General features: G+C 66.7%; 13 protein-coding genes. 5 read left to right on the forward strand and 8 right to left on the reverse strand.

Annotated features, from left to right (window positions below; all coding sequences use genetic code 11):
• Positions 1 to 81: 81 nt before the first annotated feature.
• Positions 82 to 1,020: a sodium:calcium antiporter gene (locus tag ACJMKX_RS04810; RefSeq protein ID WP_405221799.1), complete on the forward strand. Its 939-nt coding sequence runs from the start codon at positions 82 to 84 to the stop codon at positions 1,018 to 1,020.
• A gap of 50 nt (positions 1,021 to 1,070) precedes the next feature.
• Here the strand turns inward: ACJMKX_RS04810 and ACJMKX_RS04815 are convergent, their stop codons facing one another.
• Positions 1,071 to 1,736, reverse strand: a complete 666-nt coding sequence (locus tag ACJMKX_RS04815; protein ID WP_405221801.1) for a Bax inhibitor-1/YccA family protein — start codon at positions 1,734 to 1,736, stop codon at positions 1,071 to 1,073.
• A 144-nt stretch (positions 1,737 to 1,880) separates the two neighbouring features.
• Here ACJMKX_RS04815 and ACJMKX_RS04820 point away from each other — a divergent pair, with 144 nt between their 5' ends.
• Together ACJMKX_RS04820 and ACJMKX_RS04825 are read left to right on the forward strand one after the other, a co-directional pair.
• On the forward strand, positions 1,881 to 2,231 hold the full coding sequence (locus tag ACJMKX_RS04820) for a helix-turn-helix transcriptional regulator (RefSeq protein ID WP_405221804.1): 351 nt from the start codon (positions 1,881 to 1,883) through the stop codon (positions 2,229 to 2,231).
• Between the two features lie 128 nt (positions 2,232 to 2,359).
• A complete protein-coding gene (locus ACJMKX_RS04825; RefSeq protein WP_405221807.1) occupies positions 2,360 to 3,247 on the forward strand; it encodes an alpha/beta fold hydrolase in 888 nt (295 codons plus the stop codon).
• 49 nt (positions 3,248 to 3,296) lie between these two features.
• Here the strand turns inward: ACJMKX_RS04825 and ACJMKX_RS04830 are convergent, their stop codons facing one another.
• Complete coding sequence (locus tag ACJMKX_RS04830) at positions 3,297 to 5,069, reverse strand: ABC transporter transmembrane domain-containing protein (RefSeq protein ID WP_405221810.1); 1,773 nt, start codon at positions 5,067 to 5,069, stop codon at positions 3,297 to 3,299.
• A 114-nt stretch (positions 5,070 to 5,183) separates the two neighbouring features.
• On the opposite strand from ACJMKX_RS04830, the gene ACJMKX_RS04835 reads away from it, so the two are divergent.
• Entirely contained in the window at positions 5,184 to 5,888 is a 705-nt protein-coding gene (locus ACJMKX_RS04835; RefSeq protein WP_405221813.1) for a glutathione S-transferase family protein, read from the forward strand.
• Here ACJMKX_RS04835 and ACJMKX_RS04840 read toward each other — a convergent pair.
• Together ACJMKX_RS04840 and ACJMKX_RS04845 are read right to left on the reverse strand one after the other, a co-directional pair.
• Positions 5,885 to 6,286 (reverse strand): GFA family protein, encoded by a 402-nt coding sequence (locus ACJMKX_RS04840; RefSeq protein WP_405221816.1) that lies wholly within the window; start codon positions 6,284 to 6,286, stop codon positions 5,885 to 5,887. The genes ACJMKX_RS04835 and ACJMKX_RS04840 overlap by 4 nt on opposite strands.
• Before the next feature lie 11 nt (positions 6,287 to 6,297).
• Positions 6,298 to 6,840, reverse strand: a complete 543-nt coding sequence (locus tag ACJMKX_RS04845; RefSeq protein WP_405221819.1) for a flavodoxin domain-containing protein — start codon at positions 6,838 to 6,840, stop codon at positions 6,298 to 6,300.
• Between the two features lie 199 nt (positions 6,841 to 7,039).
• On the opposite strand from ACJMKX_RS04845, the gene ACJMKX_RS04850 reads away from it, so the two are divergent.
• A complete protein-coding gene (locus tag ACJMKX_RS04850) occupies positions 7,040 to 8,857 on the forward strand; it encodes an adenosylcobalamin-dependent ribonucleoside-diphosphate reductase (protein WP_405221822.1) in 1,818 nt (605 codons plus the stop codon).
• A 38-nt stretch (positions 8,858 to 8,895) separates the two neighbouring features.
• Here ACJMKX_RS04850 and ACJMKX_RS04855 read toward each other — a convergent pair whose 3' ends face one another.
• The 4 genes from ACJMKX_RS04855 to ACJMKX_RS04870 all read right to left on the reverse strand — a co-directional run bounded on the left by ACJMKX_RS04855 (position 8,896) and on the right by ACJMKX_RS04870 (position 15,652).
• Positions 8,896 to 9,534 carry a sulfotransferase family 2 domain-containing protein gene (locus tag ACJMKX_RS04855; protein ID WP_405221825.1) on the reverse strand — a complete coding sequence of 213 codons (639 nt, stop codon included), beginning with the start codon at positions 9,532 to 9,534 and terminating at the stop codon, positions 8,896 to 8,898.
• Positions 9,531 to 11,597: a sulfotransferase gene (locus ACJMKX_RS04860; RefSeq protein WP_405221827.1), complete on the reverse strand. Its 2,067-nt coding sequence runs from the start codon at positions 11,595 to 11,597 to the stop codon at positions 9,531 to 9,533. Before ACJMKX_RS04860 ends, ACJMKX_RS04855 begins: the two co-directional genes overlap by 4 nt.
• An 82-nt stretch (positions 11,598 to 11,679) precedes the next feature.
• Positions 11,680 to 14,415: a TonB-dependent receptor gene (locus tag ACJMKX_RS04865; protein ID WP_405221830.1), complete on the reverse strand. Its 2,736-nt coding sequence runs from the start codon at positions 14,413 to 14,415 to the stop codon at positions 11,680 to 11,682.
• Between the two features lie 553 nt (positions 14,416 to 14,968).
• Complete coding sequence (locus ACJMKX_RS04870) at positions 14,969 to 15,652, reverse strand: zinc metallopeptidase (protein ID WP_405221833.1); 684 nt, start codon at positions 15,650 to 15,652, stop codon at positions 14,969 to 14,971.
• Between the last annotated feature and the right edge of the window lie 226 nt (positions 15,653 to 15,878).

Here is a 15,878-nt window from a genome sequence, read left to right on the forward strand (position 1 = left end):
GGGCCATAGCGGAAATTACGGGGGCGGCCGGCGCGCCCATCCGCTAAGTTAGGGTGCGGCGGAAGCGGCTGCAGAGCGCGTATGGATTTCCTGCTGCTGATACTCGGTCTGGCGGGGCTGGTGCTGGGCACCGAGCTTACGGTCGGCGGTGCCCTTGCGATCGCACGTCGTTACGGCCTGCCGGAGTTCATCGTGGGTCTGCTGGTGCTCTCCGTCGGCAGCGACCTGCCCGAACTGGCCGTGGCCATCGACGCCGGCATCCGCAATCTCCTCACCGGCGAGGCAGCAGGAGTGGTGGTGGGGAGTGCCGTCGGCAGCTCCGTGGCCCAGATCAGCTTCGTGCTGGGTACGGCGGGCGTGCTCACGTATCTCACCCTGCCGCGGCGCTACGTCTACCGCCACGGCGGCATGCTGCTGGGCGCGACGGTGCTGCTGGGCCTGTTCGCGCTGGACGGGCTCGTATCGCGGGTGGAGGGCGCGGCGCTGGTGGTCGTCTACGCCATGTACGTCGTCGCGCTGCTGGCGCGCGAGGAGATCGGCGACAGCCTGGAGGAATTGGGCGCCGACGGGAACGGCGTGGCGGCATGGATACGGCTGGTGGCCGGACTCGTTGCCGTGGCTCTCGCCTCCGAGCTGACGGTGCGATCGGTGGTGGGCATCGCGGAGACATTCGGCCTGCAGGAGACGCTGATCGCGGCGCTGGTGATCGGGCTCGGCACCAGTCTGCCGGAACTCGCCATCTCGGTGAACGCGGTGCTGCGCAAGCGCGTCTCGCTGTCGGTGGGCAACATCGTCGGCAGCAACATCTTCGACACGCTGGTGCCTATCGGCACCGCCGGGCTCATCGCACCGCTGGCCTTCGACCGCGGGATCCTGACGTTCGACCTGCCGTGGCTGTTCGGGCTGACCGCTCTGGTGCTGGTGCTGTTTCTGGTCCGCCGACGCGGATTGCAGCGCCTGGAGGGCGCCCTGCTGTTGGGACTGTACGCGGGTTACGTGACCCTGAAGTTGACCGCCTGACGTGGGGGCAGTTGCCTCGCAGTCGTCGAGTCAACTGCCCCCGACACGGGTCACTCGTCGCTCATGACGCCGAAGATGTGCAGCAGGCTGGTGAAGAGATTGAAGATAGCCACGTACAGGGTAACGGTCGCCATCACGTAATTGGTCTCGCCGCCGCGGATGATGTTGCTGGTCTCCCACAGGATCAGGCCGCCCATCAGCAGGACGAACAGGCCGGACACGGCCAGCGAGAGCGCGGGCATGTTGAAGAAGATGGCGCCGAGTCCGGCACAGAAACCGGCCAGGATGCCCACCATCAGGAAGCTGCCCATGAAGCTGAAATCCCGCTGGGACTTCAGGGCATAGCCCGACAGCCCGAGGAAAGCGACGGCGGTCGTGCCGAGCGCCATGGCCACCACCTGGCCGCCGTTCGGGATGCTGAGATAGGCGTTCAGGATCGGCCCGAGCGTGTAACCCATGAAGCCGGTGAGGGCGAATACCAGCAGCACGGAGAAATCGCGGTCACGGAACTTCGTGATCGCGAACAGCAGGCCGAAGTAGCCCACCAGCGTGATGATGAGTCCAGGATGGGGCAGGTTCAGCGCCATGGATACGCCCGCGGTCAGCGCGCTGAACGCGAGCGTCATCGCCAGCAGGGCGTACGTGTTGCGCAGCACGCGGTTGGTCGCGAGCGTGCTCTCACGTGTCCTCGATATGGTGCTGACAGGTGTATTCATCGATGCTTCCTTTGCGGTTGCGATTGGAGGTTCAGCGGACGGTATCACACCGTCCCGCCCCCAAACCAGACCGAAAAGACCAGAAATTGCTTTCGCGTTATTTCGGCCCTACCATACCGCTGTCCAGCACCGCGGACGACAGCGATGAACGACTCGCCGAGCCACTGGAATTTCTTCAGCAATTTCGCGCACATACTGGTATGCCTCGCTGAGGACCCCCATGCCAGGCTGCGTGACGTGGCCGAGCGGGTCGGCATCACGGAGCGCTCGGCATCCCGCCTCGTGAGCGAACTGGACCGCGCCGGCATCCTCACGCGGGTGAAGGACGGGCGGCGAAACATGTACGTGATCGACACGGGCCAGCACCTGCGTCATCCGCTGGAAGCCCACTGCACGGTCGGCGACATGCTCGCCTTCATCCTCAGCCCGGAGAAGGTCCGCGAACTCGACATGCAGCGGCGCAATCCCGAGCTGCTGGTGGAAAACCCGCGCTGAGCCCGCGCCCGCGGCCGCGGGCCGCACCCGACGCCCTGCCATCCCTCCCTGTGCGAGGCGCGGAACCACCGGCATGGCCGGGCGCGCTCGTGTACCCTCACGGTGGTCAGTTTGCCCGGAGCGATCACGTGCCAAAGCTGCCGAAAGCCGTCGACGCCGAACGCATCGAGTTCAGCGGCCGCGCCGGCGGGCTGAGCTATTACGTCGCCGGCGACGGTCCGCCGATGCTGCTGATCCACAGCATCAATGCGGCAGGATCCGTCTACGAAGTGAAGCCGGTCTTCGAGAACTACCGGGGCACTCACCGGGTGTACGCCCCTGACCTGCCCGGCTTCGGCTTCTCGGAGCGCTCCCGGCGCCATTACGATGCCAGGCTCTACACCGACGCCATGCACGACATGCTGGAGCGCATCGCCGCCGACTGCGGCGACACGCCGGTGGACGCGCTCGCGCTGTCGCTCGCCTCGGAGTTCCTCGCGAGAGGCGCCACCGAGGCGCCGGAACGGTTCAGCACCCTGGCTCTGATCACGCCCACGGGCTTCACGGGCGATGCGGACCGCCTGCGGCAGGCCGAGGGCAGCAGCCGGGAGGTACCCCTGCTGCACGCCGCCCTCACCATGCCCCTCTGGCGCCGGGGCCTGTACAAACTGCTGGTAAAACCGAAGATCATCCGCTACTTCCTGAAGCGAACCTGGGGGTCGGACGATTACGACGAGGGCCTGGCCGCCTACGACGATCTCACCACCCATCAGCCGGGCGCCGAACACGCCCCCTATGCCTTCCTGAGCGGGCGGCTGTTCAGCAAGGACATCCGCAACGTTTACGAACGCCTGCGGCAGCCGGTATGGCTGGCCCATGGTACGAAGGGCGACTTCCGGGACTTCAGCGGCGCCGACTGGACCGCCGGGCGGGACAACTGGACGGTACATCCCTTCGACACCGGCGCCCTGCCTCACTTCGAGTGCCCGGCGGAGTTCTTCGCCGCCTATACGGGGTTTCTCGAAGAAGCACCGTAGGAGCGGCTTCAGCCGCGATTCGGTGCAGGGATCGGGCCTGAAGGCCCTCCTACATCTCCGTGCCGAACTGCAGTTCCGCGAGCCGGGCATACAGCGGATTTTTTTCCACCAGTTCCTCGTGATTGCCCACCGCGACGATGCGGCCGCGATCCACGACCACGATGCGGTCGACGCGCTTCACCGTGGCCAGTCGATGGGCGATCACCAGCGTGGTGCGGTTGCGCATCAACTCATCCAGCGCCTGCTGCACCAGGCGCTCGCTCGCCGCATCCAGCGAACTGGTGGCCTCGTCCAGCAGCAGCACCGGCGGGTCCTTCAGCATGGCGCGGGCAATAGCGATGCGCTGACGCTGCCCCCCGGACAGCCTGAGGCCGCGTTCGCCGAGAAAGGTGTCGTAGCCCTCCGGCAGCTCGCGGATGAACTCGTCGGCGGCCGCCGCTTGCGCCGCCGCCATCACGGCCTCGTCGTCGGCGCCGGAGCGGCCGTAGCGGATATTCTCCATCGCGCTTGCGCCGAACAGCACCGTCTCCTGGGGCACCAGGCCGATCTGGCCGCGCAACTCCCTCGGGTCGACCCGGGCGATATCGACGCCGTCGAAGCGGATGCGCCCGGTCTGCGGATCGTAGAACCTGAGCAGCAGCTGGAAACTCGTGCTCTTGCCCGCCCCGGACGGTCCCACGATGGCGACAGTCTCGCCGGGCTCGATGGCCAGCGAGAATTCCGAGAGCGCCGGGGTCTCCGGCCGGGACGGGTAGTGGAAGGTCACGTCCTCGAACGCGATGCGCCCGCTGGCCCGACCGGGCAGGTGCAGGGGGTCGGCGGGCGGCGCGATGGCCGGCCGGGCGTCCAGCAGCTCCGACAGCCGCTCCATGGCACCGGCGCCCCGCTGGATCTCGCCCCAGACTTCACTCAGCGCCGCCGCCGACGAAGCCACGAAGGCCGCATACAGCAGGAACTGTCCCAGCTCGCCGCCCGTCATCTCGCCTGCGACAACCGCCCGCGAGCCGAGCCACAGCACGAAGGTGATGGCGCCGAACACCAGGATCACGCCCATGGCGGTGATACCGGCGCGCGCCCGCGTGCGAAGCACGGCCGCATCGAAGCTGTCGGTGACCGCCTCGCTGAATCGCCGGGACGCCAGTTCCTCCAGCGAGAACGCCTGCACCGTCTGGATGGCGTTCAGAGTCTCGCCGGCGAGGCCGCTGGTATCCGCCACCCGATCCTGTGCCGTGCGTGACAATCGCCGGATGCGCCGGCCCACCGCGATCAGCGGCACGATCACGAGCGGGATCAGCAGCAGGATGTAGCCGGCCAGCTGAAAGCTCGTGAGCATCAGCATGACCAGTGCGCCCAGCAGGGTCAGGCTGCTGCGCAGCACGATTGACAGACTCACACCGGAGATGCTCTGCACGAGCGTCGTGTCGGTGGTCAACCGCGACAGCACCTCCCCGGTGCGGGTCACCTCGAAGAACAGGGGGTCCATGCGGATGACCCGGTCGTAGACCGTGCTGCGGATGTCGGCGACCACGCGCTCGCCGAGCCAGGTCACCAGGTAGAAGCGCAGTGCCGCGAAACCGCCGTATATCCCCGCCGCCGCCATGAACCAGCCGAAGTAGCGGTTGATGGTGCCGACGTCGCCGCCCTGCGCGAAGCCCTGGTCGATGAGATAACGGAGCGCGACGGGCAGCGCCAGCATCGCAACGGCGGCCACCAGCAGCGCCGCCAGAGCTGCGATCAGGGTTGCGGAGTAGGGGCGGATGAACGGCCACAGCGTGGCCAGCGGCCGCAGCGAGCCGCCTTTCGGGCGTTCCTCGGAATCCATGCGCGTATTGCCGCCCCATCGCCGGCGGATGTCAATGGCCGGACCCGAGAAAGCCGGCCGGGTTATGATCGCGCATACGCCCGGAGCGCAGCGCCGCCCGCACGAGGAGACCCCATGAAACCCGTCCGCTTCAAGCTCTTCCACTTCCCCGCCACCCGCAGCGCCAGGGTGAAATGGATGCTGCACGAAGTGCTGGAGGACGATTTCGAGGTCGAGACCATCGATCTGTACCGGGGAGACCAGTACCGTCGCGACTACCTTTCGCGCAACCCGCACCACAACGTGCCGATGCTGGAAGTCACCTTCGCCGACGATTCGGTGATGCACATGCTGGAGAGCGGCGCGATGGTGGCATGGCTGGCCGATGCCTTCCCGGAACGAGGGCTGGCGCCGCCGGCGGACGCTCTGTCGCGGGAACGCGCCGACTATCTGCAGATGCTGCACTTCGGCGCTTCATCGATGGACATGATGCTCTGGCAGATCCGCATCCACGAACACGTGCTGGCGGACGACCAGCAGGATGCACGGACGGCCGAGCGCTACCGCGGCAAGTTCGGGGCCGAGGTGGAGCCGCGCCTGGCAGCCAGACTGTCGGAACAGCCCTTCGTCTGCGGCGACGCATTCACCGCCGCCGACTGCGTGATCGGCCATAACGTCACCTGGGCCCGGGGCTACGGCCTGTGCCGGGACGAGATCTTCCGCGCCTATCTCTCCCGCCTGGCGAAACGCCCCGCCTTCGCGAAGGCCTTCGCGGACGCCCGTGAGTTCGAACCGCAGGTCCCGGCGCCGGTACGCAACGCGGGCAAGTTCAACGGCTAGCTTTCGCCGTGGCTCCCGCCCCGGATCGAGGCCACGTTCTCCTCCCAGTTGCGGCCGTCGAACGGGGTGACATCCAGGAAGTCGAAGCCCGCGTCCAGGCAACGCGCATTCACGTCGTAGCTGCCGGGGTGCGAGCGCGGCCGGCTGAACGGATGGATGCCGCAGGCGGTGCAGAAGCGGTGCTCCGCGGTACCGGTATTGAAGCGATAGGTCGTCAGGGCCTGTTCGCCCTGCAGCAACTCGAAGTCCTCCGGCGGCGCGATCAGGTTGATCATGCCCTTTTTTGTGCAGATCGAGCAGTTGCAGGCGATCGCCCGCCGCCCGCGGATGCGAACGCGGAACCGCACGCGGCCGCAGTGACAGCCGCCCTCGAACCAGTCCCCTTGCTGCCCGGCCAAGGCTTCTTTCCTCAGTCCTCGACCAGCGCCTGTGCGTAGCGGCGCACCTGCTCCCAGTCGGTGTACTCGTAGTCCCGGCTGGTATCGGTGTCGCCGCCCGCCTTGCCGGCGATACGCCGCATCAGCCACCTGAGCGGCAGCGGGTACTTCGAATAGCGCAACGCGCCCGCAATCATCTCGACGTGCTCGAAGGGCACCCGGAGCTGTGATTCGATCTTGTCACGCGCATCACCGAGCCATTCCTCCCGCAGGACGGGGTCTTTCGCCGCCGCGCTGAGCAGCACGACGAACAGGGAACGGGCCTGGCCGCGTATCCCGTCCGCGTGGTCGTTGACGAAGCCCACCAGCTCCCTCTCGAGGCCGCCGGCGTGCATGGATGCGCCGAATATCAGCCGGTCGAAGCGCGCGAGCTCGAGCGCATCCGCGGTCAGGGTGTTCTCTGCGTTGACCAGGGTCACCTCGGCTCCGGCGGCACGCAGATGCTCGGCGATACGCTCGGCGACCTTGGCCGTCTGACCCTCACGGGTGGCGTAGAGTACGAGGAAGCGTTTCATGACCCGCTATTCTTGCGCCGGTGGGCGGCCAATGCCAGCCGTCCCGGACTGGTCGGCCGGCGCGGCGCCTTAGGTATATCTTCTGATTCAAGGCTCGCCGGGGGCCGGCCTAGCATGACACGACAGAGCGCCGGCGAGAGACCGTGCCGCCGGTGCCGCCGCAGCGCACGGACGCAGGACCGAGACGGAGGCCCCGGCGATGACCCGCCACTACTTCCAGACACGCCTCGCCGAGCACATCTGGCGCTCGAAGTACCGCTACCATCCGCCCGGGGGCCATGCCGAGAAGACCATCGGCGACACCTGGCGGCGGGTGGCGGCGGCCGTGGCGGCACCGGAGAAGGCGGACCGCGAGGCTCGCGCCCGCGAGTTCGAGGCGCTGCTGGACGACTTCCGCTTCCTGCCGGCGGGACGCATCCTGGCCGGCGCCGGTACGGCCTGGCACCGCACACTGTTCAACTGCTTCGTGATGGGCGTCATCGAAGACTCCCTCGACAGCATCTTCGAGCATGTGAAGCAGGGCGCGATCACCATGCAATGGGGCGGCGGCGTCGGCTACGACTTCTCCACGCTGCGTCCGGCCGGCCACCGCACGGACCACGTCGGCGGCATCGCGTCCGGCCCGGTGTCGTTCATGCGGGTCTGGGACGCCATGTGCGCCACCGTGCTGTCCACCGGCGCGCGCCGGGGTGCCATGATGGGAACGCTGCGCTGCGACCATCCCGACATCCTCGCCTTCGTGGATGCCAAGCGCGAGGCGGGCGTGCTGACCAACTTCAACGTCTCGGTGCAGGTGCCGGACGAGTTCATGCTGGCCGTGGAGCATGACGACGACTGGCCGCTGTGCTTCCCCGAGGAGGGCGGAGAGGAATCGGTGCAGCGGGTCTGGAGCGGTGGTACCGATCCGGTCCGTTGCCGGGTGCAGGGACGGATCGCCGCCCGGGAGCTCTGGCGCCACATCATGAACGCCGCCTGGGAGTCCGCCGAGCCCGGTGTGCTGTTCACCGACGCGGTCAACCGGGAGAACAATCTCCACTACCGGGAACGCATCACGGCCACCAATCCCTGCGGCGAGATACCGCTGCCGCCCTACGGCGCCTGCAACCTGGGTTCGCTGAACCTCACACGCTTCGTGCAGGATGCGTTCGGCCGCGACGCCGGCCTGGACGTGGACGCACTGCGCGATGCCGTGCCCGTCGCCGTGCGCTTCCTCGACAATGTGATCGACGCATCCCGCTTCCCGCTGGCCGCCCAGGAAGAGCAGGCGCGCGCCACCCGCCGCGTCGGGCTGGGCGTTACCGGCCTCGGCGACGCGCTCGCCATGCTCGGCATCGCCTACGACAGCGATGCCGGCCGCGAGCAGGCCCGCCAGTGGCTCACGGTGATCCGCGACAGCGCCTACCGGGCCTCGGTCGAACTGGCGCGGGAGAAGGGCGCCTTCCCTTGCTACGAGCGGGAGCCGTATCTGGACGGACCCTATATCCAGCGCCTGCCCGCGGACATCCGCGACGCGGTCGCAGAGCACGGCATCCGCAACAGCCACCTGCTGGCCATTGCGCCCACGGGCACGATCAGCCTGCTGGCCGGCAACGTCTCCAGCGGCATCGAGCCCATCTTCGCGCTCGAGGGCCACCGCCAGGTGCTCGACGAGTCCGGCGACTACCGCAACTTCGACGTGACCGACAACGCCTATGCCCACTGGCGCGAGCATCACGGCAGGCCGCAGTCCGTACCGGACTCGTTCCGCTGCTCCAGAGATATCGCGCCGCGGGAACACCTGGCCATGCAGGCAACCCTGCAGGGAGTGGTGGACAACGCCATCTCCAAGACCATCAACGTGCCGGAGGACTGCTCCCGCGGGGAGTTCGAGGAGATCTACAGCCGCGCCTGGCAGCTGGGCCTGAAGGGCTGCACGGTGTTCCGTCCGAACCCGGTGCGCGGCGCCGTGCTGAGCACGGAAACCGGCCGGCCGCCGGACCGGGTGCTCTGCTGCGATATCGAGCGGGAGGCGGACTAGGAGGCGACGGCGGCGACCGGGGCCGCCGCACCGGATGATCAGGGCGGCGCCGGCCGGTCCGGATAGCCGAAATTCGCCAGGTCGTCCCGGTAGTAGTCCGCCACCATGCCCGCGAGTTCGTCGTCGTAATAGCGCAGCCAGTCGCGTCGTTCCGGCACGCGGCGGCGCTCCAGCGGCGCCGGCTCCAGGCCCAGGCGGCCGCAGAGCGCCTCCCAGCACGACTGCAGCGTCTCGAAACGGCCGATGAAGTCCGTGGCCAGCGCCCCCTCCTCGTCGACCAGGAAGTGGGACTGGGGCAGCGTGAGGCGCCGGTGCCGGAAACGCTCCGTCCCGAGCGCACGCTTCATGCCGGGCGCCGCCTCCGCGGGTGACGGCGTTTGCCCCTCGTCGAGGGAAAGGAAGGTATCGACGAACCGCTCGAAAGGGTCGCGCACGAACGCGCACTTGAGATAGGAATTCCACAGGTCGTCCGGCAGCCGGGGCCGGATGTCGCGCACCGACAGGTGCCCGTGCTCCTCCGCCGCGAGATCGGGTACCGGCAGCCGATACTCGGCAAAAAGGTTCTGCTGCTGCCAGTCCATGGCATCGAGATGCATAGTGAGGGCCTGGCGCAGGGCCCGGGTGGCGACTCTCGGCACGGCGATGAAGATGAAACGGTGCCGGTGGGAGATGATCAATCGGGGCGGTCCTTGCCGATGTTTGGGTCAATGTCCTCGCCGATGCCGTAGCGTCGCCGTACCTCGGGGCCCAGGGCCTGCTTCAGCGGATCGAGCCAGGGCTCGTAGTGGCGCCACTGCTCGAGGCCGCTGCGGTAGATGGGCTGGCGCACCTGCTCCGAGCTGGGCGTGCGTACGCTGCGCTCGGTCTTGTGGAACTCCAGGCACGCCTCCTCGAAGGGCAGTCCACAGAAATCCAGTATGCGGCGCACCTGGGTCTCCAGGTCTTCCACCACGTCCTCGTGGTGCACGCGCAGCACGAAGCCGGGCAGGACGGCATCCCAGTGGTCCATCAGCCGCACGTAGTCGCGGTAGTAGCGCCCGATCTCCTCCAGACCGTAGGTGAAGTCCTGGCCTTCGCCGAACAGCTGCTTGAAACCGCTGAAGCAGCAGGCCATCGGGTGGCGCCGGGCGTCGATGACCTTCGCGTTCGGCAGGATCAGGCGGATGAGGCCGATGTGCATGAAGTTGTTCGGCATCTTGTCCGTGAAGAACGGCGCCTCGCCCCGGTAGACCCGGGTGTCCTCGATGAACTTCTCGCCGAAGCGGCGGAAATAGTCGTCGTCGAGCTCGGTGAGTATGTGCGGGTAGCGGTCCTCGTCGACGGCGGTGCGCCCGCGCAGCCGCTGAGCCAGGCCCAGGATATCGTGGAGTTCCATCGTCCCGTCCACCCGGGAGTGGGAGGCGAGGATCTGCTCCAGCAGTGTGGAGCCCGCGCGTGGCAAACCGACGATGAATATCGGGTCGGCCCTGTCGCAGCCCACGTCTGTCCGTTGCTCGAAGAAGGGCTCCGTGCACACGTCGATCTGGGCCTGGATCATGGCCTCGGTCTTGTCCGCATCGTAGCCGGAGCGTTCCTTCTTCAGCGCATTGCCACGGCGGTAATAGCCGAAGGACTCCTCGTATTCGTCCCGGTCCTCCAGGGCCTTGCCGAGGGCGAAGCAGAGGTGGATGCGGTCGTCGGCGGCAACGCCCGCCTCTGCCTCGCGGCGGCGCATCTCCTCGATCTCCCCTTCGGCGAACCGGTAGGTCTTCGTGTTGGCGAGACTCCAGTAGGCATCGCCGTAGTCCGGGCGCAGCTTGGTGGCTTCCCGATACGCACCGATGGCGTCGTCAAGCCGGCCGATGGCCTTGAAGGCGTGACCCATCATGACGTGAATACCCGCCTTGTTGGTGGTCTTGCCGATGCACTCCCGGTATTGCTCCAGGCCTTCCTCGAAATGGCCCAGCCCGGTCAGGGCGCTGGCCGAGGCGAGCTTGAAGACCGGGTTGTCCGGCTCCCGTTCCAGCAGGATCAGCGCCTGTTCCCGCGCCTGTCGGAACTTGCCCTTGCGGTTCAGGACGCGGAGATAGTCGATGCGGACACGGGTGTTCTCCGGCTCGAGTTCCACCGCGGTCTCGAGCAGGAACTCGGCGTCGTCGAGTACCTTCAGGCGCACACCGATATCGGCGAGCAGGCGCATCCCCTCGACGTGGTGCTTGTGCTGTTGCAGGAACCGGCGGCAGAGCTGCTCCCCCTTGTACAGCTTGCCCTCGTGGATGAGGTCGATCACCGCGAGGAGCTCCTGCGGCAGCGACGCCAGGTACTCCACCTGGTTCTGCGCATGCCGGGCTCTCTGCTCCCGGCCGGCGTTGCGATACAGATTGACCAGCGCCTTCCAGCTGCCGGTCAGCCCCGGGTTCAGCTCGGTGGCCTGCGCGAAGGCGGCGGCCGCCTCGGACGGACGGTTCATGGCGAGCCAGGCATAGCCCTTCTCCTGCCAGGCCCGGCCATACTCCGGGCGCAGGGCCAGCAGTTCGTCCGCCGCCTGCAGTGCGCCTTCGTAGTTCTTTGCGTAGCGCCGGGCGACGGCGAGGGTATAACGTGCCTCGGCCTCCAGCCGCGGCGCCGGCGACTCGCCGAGCACGTCCAGCATGGCGGCCTCGGCCTCCTCGAAGCGCGCGGCCTGGATAAGCTGCCGTGCGCCAGCGAGCGCACGCTCGTGTGCCGTCCTTCCGCCCTGTGCCGCTGCTTCAGTCACCATCTGATCTCATCTTCTAAACCCTGAACGAAAAGAGGGCAAGCCCGCAACGCGGGCCTGCCCTCGTTCGGACTTGCCTGATGCTTCAGAGGAAGTCGTAGGACAGGCGGATGCCGTAGGTCCTCGGCCGATTCGTCACTACGTGCGGCGTGAACTGCTGGGTGTCGATGTACACCTGCCCATTCTCGTCGAACACGTTGTCGATGAAGAACTCGGCGGTCCACGTGTCCTTCTCCACACCGAACGCCAGGTTGGCGATGGTGTAGGCCTCCTGCACGTAGCGGCCGCCGGGGACGCCGGTCTCGCCGATCAGTTCGGTGCCGGGGGCTGCGCCGAGGAATGCGTCGGCTTCACGCTCGATCTCCAGGCCGGAGCCCGAGACCTGGTAGACACGGCGCATCGTGTCCTCGACCACGTAGGCATCCATCTTCAGGCCCACCTTGCTTTCGCCAGTGTAGGCGACGCCGCCGGTCACGTAGCCACGCAGATTCTCCACGTCGCCGACGGCCGGCATGTCGAAGCCGTAGCGGGCCCGGATGTTACCGGAGAACTCCGGCGAGAACGGCAACTCGCTGCCCACCGGGGCCGAAATACCCTGCAGTTCCTCGTTGAGGCGCGTGAGCTCCGTATCGAGGATGCTGAACGCACCGGCGATGGTGAGATTCGCGATCGGCTGCCAGATGAAGTCGGCGTCCAGGCCGGTGATCTCGGCATCGCCCACGTTGTCCGCGAACCACAGGAAGTTGATGTTCGTGGGATCGAAACGCGAGGTCTGCAGATCCGTGATCTCCGAGTAGAACGCCGTCGCATTCAGCCGCAGCGTATCGTCCAGGAAGTCGCCCTTGAAGCCGAGTTCGTAGTTCTGGAGGTCATCCGTCTGGGAGTAGACCGGGATGCGGAACCCGTCGAACGCCGGATTGGTGCCGGAGGCATTCGCCAGGCCGGCGCCGACGCGGTTCGTGACCGGCGGACGGAAGCCCTCGGCGTAGTTGCCGAACAGCAGGATGCGATCAGTGACGCGCCAGTCGAGCGAGAAGCGCAGGATCACGTCGTCCTGAGTGAGTACGCCGTCGCTGTCGAGGTCACTGACGTCGAGCTGACCGCTCTGGATAGCTTCCAGCACGTCGATGGTGCCGTTGCCGTCACCATCGGTGAAGCCGGCGTCGGCCAGAGCCTGCTCGGTGCCCGTGCCAAGCGCTCCCAGCCGCTCGGTGACGTTCACCGTGGTCGTAGCGCCCTTGTACTCGTCCTGAATCTCGTACCAGCGGGCGCCGAAAGCAGCCGTCAGCCGGTCGGTGATGTCGAACTCCGCCTGACCGAATACGGCGATCTGCTCCGTCGTGCGCGTCACGTCGTTGACGAAGCTCACCTCGCCGGGGATGTCCTGGCCGCCGTAGCGGGTGCCCTCGACCTGCGGGATGCTGCGCGCCGCGCCCACGTTCTCGAAGAACGGGCTGTCCGTGGAGGCAATCTTGAACCAACCCGTGCTGGCCAGCTCCTGATCGTCGTAGAACACGCCCGCGGTCAGGCGCCAGCGGTTGGCGTCCGGCGTATTGACGCGGAACTCGTGGGTCATCCGCGTGTTCTCGGTGTCTTCCTTGTAGAACTTCTGCGGGTTGAAGCACTCGTCGTAGTAGGTGCCGGTCGTGTCCGAGAAGTCCGAGCACACGTAGTAGGCCGAGAACAGGCCGCCGTTCGTATAGAACGTGTAGTCGACGGTGGAATTCACCTGCCGGTCCAGATAGCCGCCGGTGTAGACGACATCCAGCATCGCCAGCCGGCCGTTCAGGGTCCAGGTGGTGAGGCCGAAGTCGTCCTCGTTCGAGTCCGGTGCGAAGCGATTGACCGAACTCTCGCCATCCAGGTTCGGGTCGTAGGCCCAGACGCCCTCGGTATCCAGCGATTGCTGTGTGTGCTGCACCAGCAGGTCCCAGCGGTCGTTGATCAGCCAGGACAGGCCGAAGCGTCCGCCGGTGTAGGTGGCGTCATTGAAATCACCTTCGACCAGCTGATCGTTACGCGGGATCGGGATTTCCTGATTCTCGGGATCCGGCAGCGGGCCGCCCGAGATGCGGTCGATGACGACGGTGCTGCCGTTCCAGCCACCGTTGTCCGGATCGTTAAGGATGTGGTCGATCCAGCCGCCCTGGTTGTCGTTATAGGCGGCCATACGGAACGCCAGCGTATCCGTGATGGGCAGATTGAAATATGCCTCGACGGAGTTGCTCATCTCGCCGCCGGATGTGTTCGAGATGCTGGTATCGAACCCGGCCTGGAAGGACGAGTGGTCCGGCTTGTTGGTGATCAGGCGCACCGTGCCGGCCTGGGAACTCGCACCGAACAGCGTCCCCTGCGGCCCGGGCAGAACCTCCACGCGGGCGAGGTCGGTGGCATAGACGTCGAGGTTGCGGCCCTGCAGAGCCACGGGCTGCTCGTCGAGATACAGCGCGACAGACGGCTGCAGTCCCTGGACCGAAGACAGCGTGAGGATGGTCTGCGAAGTCGCAGCGCCGCGGATGTAGATCTCCTGCTGGCCCGGACCGGTGCCCTGGCTGGTCACGTTCGGAAGGTACAGCGCGTAATCCTGGAAGCTGCTGATGCGCAGCTCCTCCAGGTTGTCGCCCTGGAGAGCCGATACTGCGACCGGGACGTCCTGCATGGATTCCTGGCGCTTGGTCGCCGTGACCACGATCTCCTCGATACCACGCTTGTTCGGGGTGGCGGGAGCTTCCTGCGCCTGGACCGCCGTGACTGCCGTCGAGCCGGCGCCGGCCGCCAGGGCCGATACGACAGCCGCGCGAATCTTCGTGTTCCGTGTCATAACCTCTTCCTGTTTGTCTTGTCGCTTCGAATTTGTCGCGGCCGACGCACTTGCCGGCCTCTTGGTTCTGCTTATTCGTCCGCTGCGGCTTTGCGCCGGCAGCCTGTGAATGACCGCAGCGCCCGGATGACGCCACCCTTGCCGGATGCCGACTCGAATCTCCCTCAGACGCTTCACGGATCGCTCGGCGCGGCAGGACAACGCCACGTCGCGGCAGCAGCAATGCTGTGTCCGTTAAACAACTAGTGTGCCTAGACTGGTGCGGCATTGCAAAGCCGCTCGAAATAAATTGTTGCTTTTATGCCAATCGCTCTACTTAAGATAGGTCGGCAGCCGATCTATTTCCTTTTTATATCAGTCTATTATGCGATGACTTCGGCGGTCGGTCGGCCCGCCGGTCCAATGACAGTCAATGGGCTTTACGTTGCGCTGATCGGACGAACGGGTCGCGCCCGCACACCCGCGGCGGCGCTCGCACAGAAGCGCAGGAGGGCCTTCAGGCCCGATGCGCGGGGAAGTCGGGCCTGAAGGCCCTCCTACCTGCGGCGTCGCATCAACGCCGCAATATCGCCCACCATCGCGCCACGTTCAGCAGGCTCATCAGCGACGCGGAGACGTAGGTCATGGCGGCGGCCCGCAGGATCTTCCGCGCATGGCGCTCGTCGCCGTCGCGCAGCACCCGGCGTTCCGCCAGCAGCGGCAGCGCCCGGCGGAAGCTGGCGTCGAACTCCGTCGGCAGGGTGGTTGCATGCACCAGGATGCCGGAGGCCAGCGTGAGCAGGCCGCCCAGGAACATCATCAGGCCGGCCACCGGCGCCCGGGTCACGGCGACCATCACCGGCGAGGCCATCATGAGGCCGGCGCCGACGCGCTCGATCGGCGAGATCCAGCGTACCAGTTGCGTGCGCCAGCGCAGCGGCCCGAAGCCGCCCGCGTCCTGCAACGCGTGACCGACCTCGTGGGCGGCCACGGTGATGGCGGTGAGCGAGCGGCCGTCGTAATTGTCCGGGCTGAGCCGCACCACCTTCTCGATGGGGTCGTAATGATCGCCCTGCTCGGTCTTCTCGGTGCCCACCCGCTCGAGGCCGGCACCGTCCAGCAGGTCCCGCGCCAGCCGGGCGCCGGTCATCGGATAGCGGTCGGCGGGCCGGCTGTAGCGTTGCATCACGCGCTTTACCCAGAGACCGGGTCCCAGCAGGACGGCGATACCAATGGCGATGAGGAGGAGGATGTGCATGCGTTGGGGAGTGGCCTTCGTGTACCCGGTCAGACAATGCCGGCGGGGCGTGGTTTCCTTGCGAGGTTGGACGGGGAAGAAATCGGGCCTGAAGGCCCTTGTATGGTAGTCGGCGCCTGAAATCAGGAAGATGAAAGGCGCCGGGATGGGAGGGACACAAGGCCCTTCTGACCTGTCGGTACAGACTGTAGGAGACCTCGTCCCCATCCCCTCACCAAAAACGCCT

Source organism: Lentisalinibacter sediminis, assembly GCF_040706615.1.
Classification (GTDB): Bacteria; Pseudomonadota; Gammaproteobacteria; order Steroidobacterales; family Woeseiaceae; genus Lentisalinibacter; species Lentisalinibacter sediminis.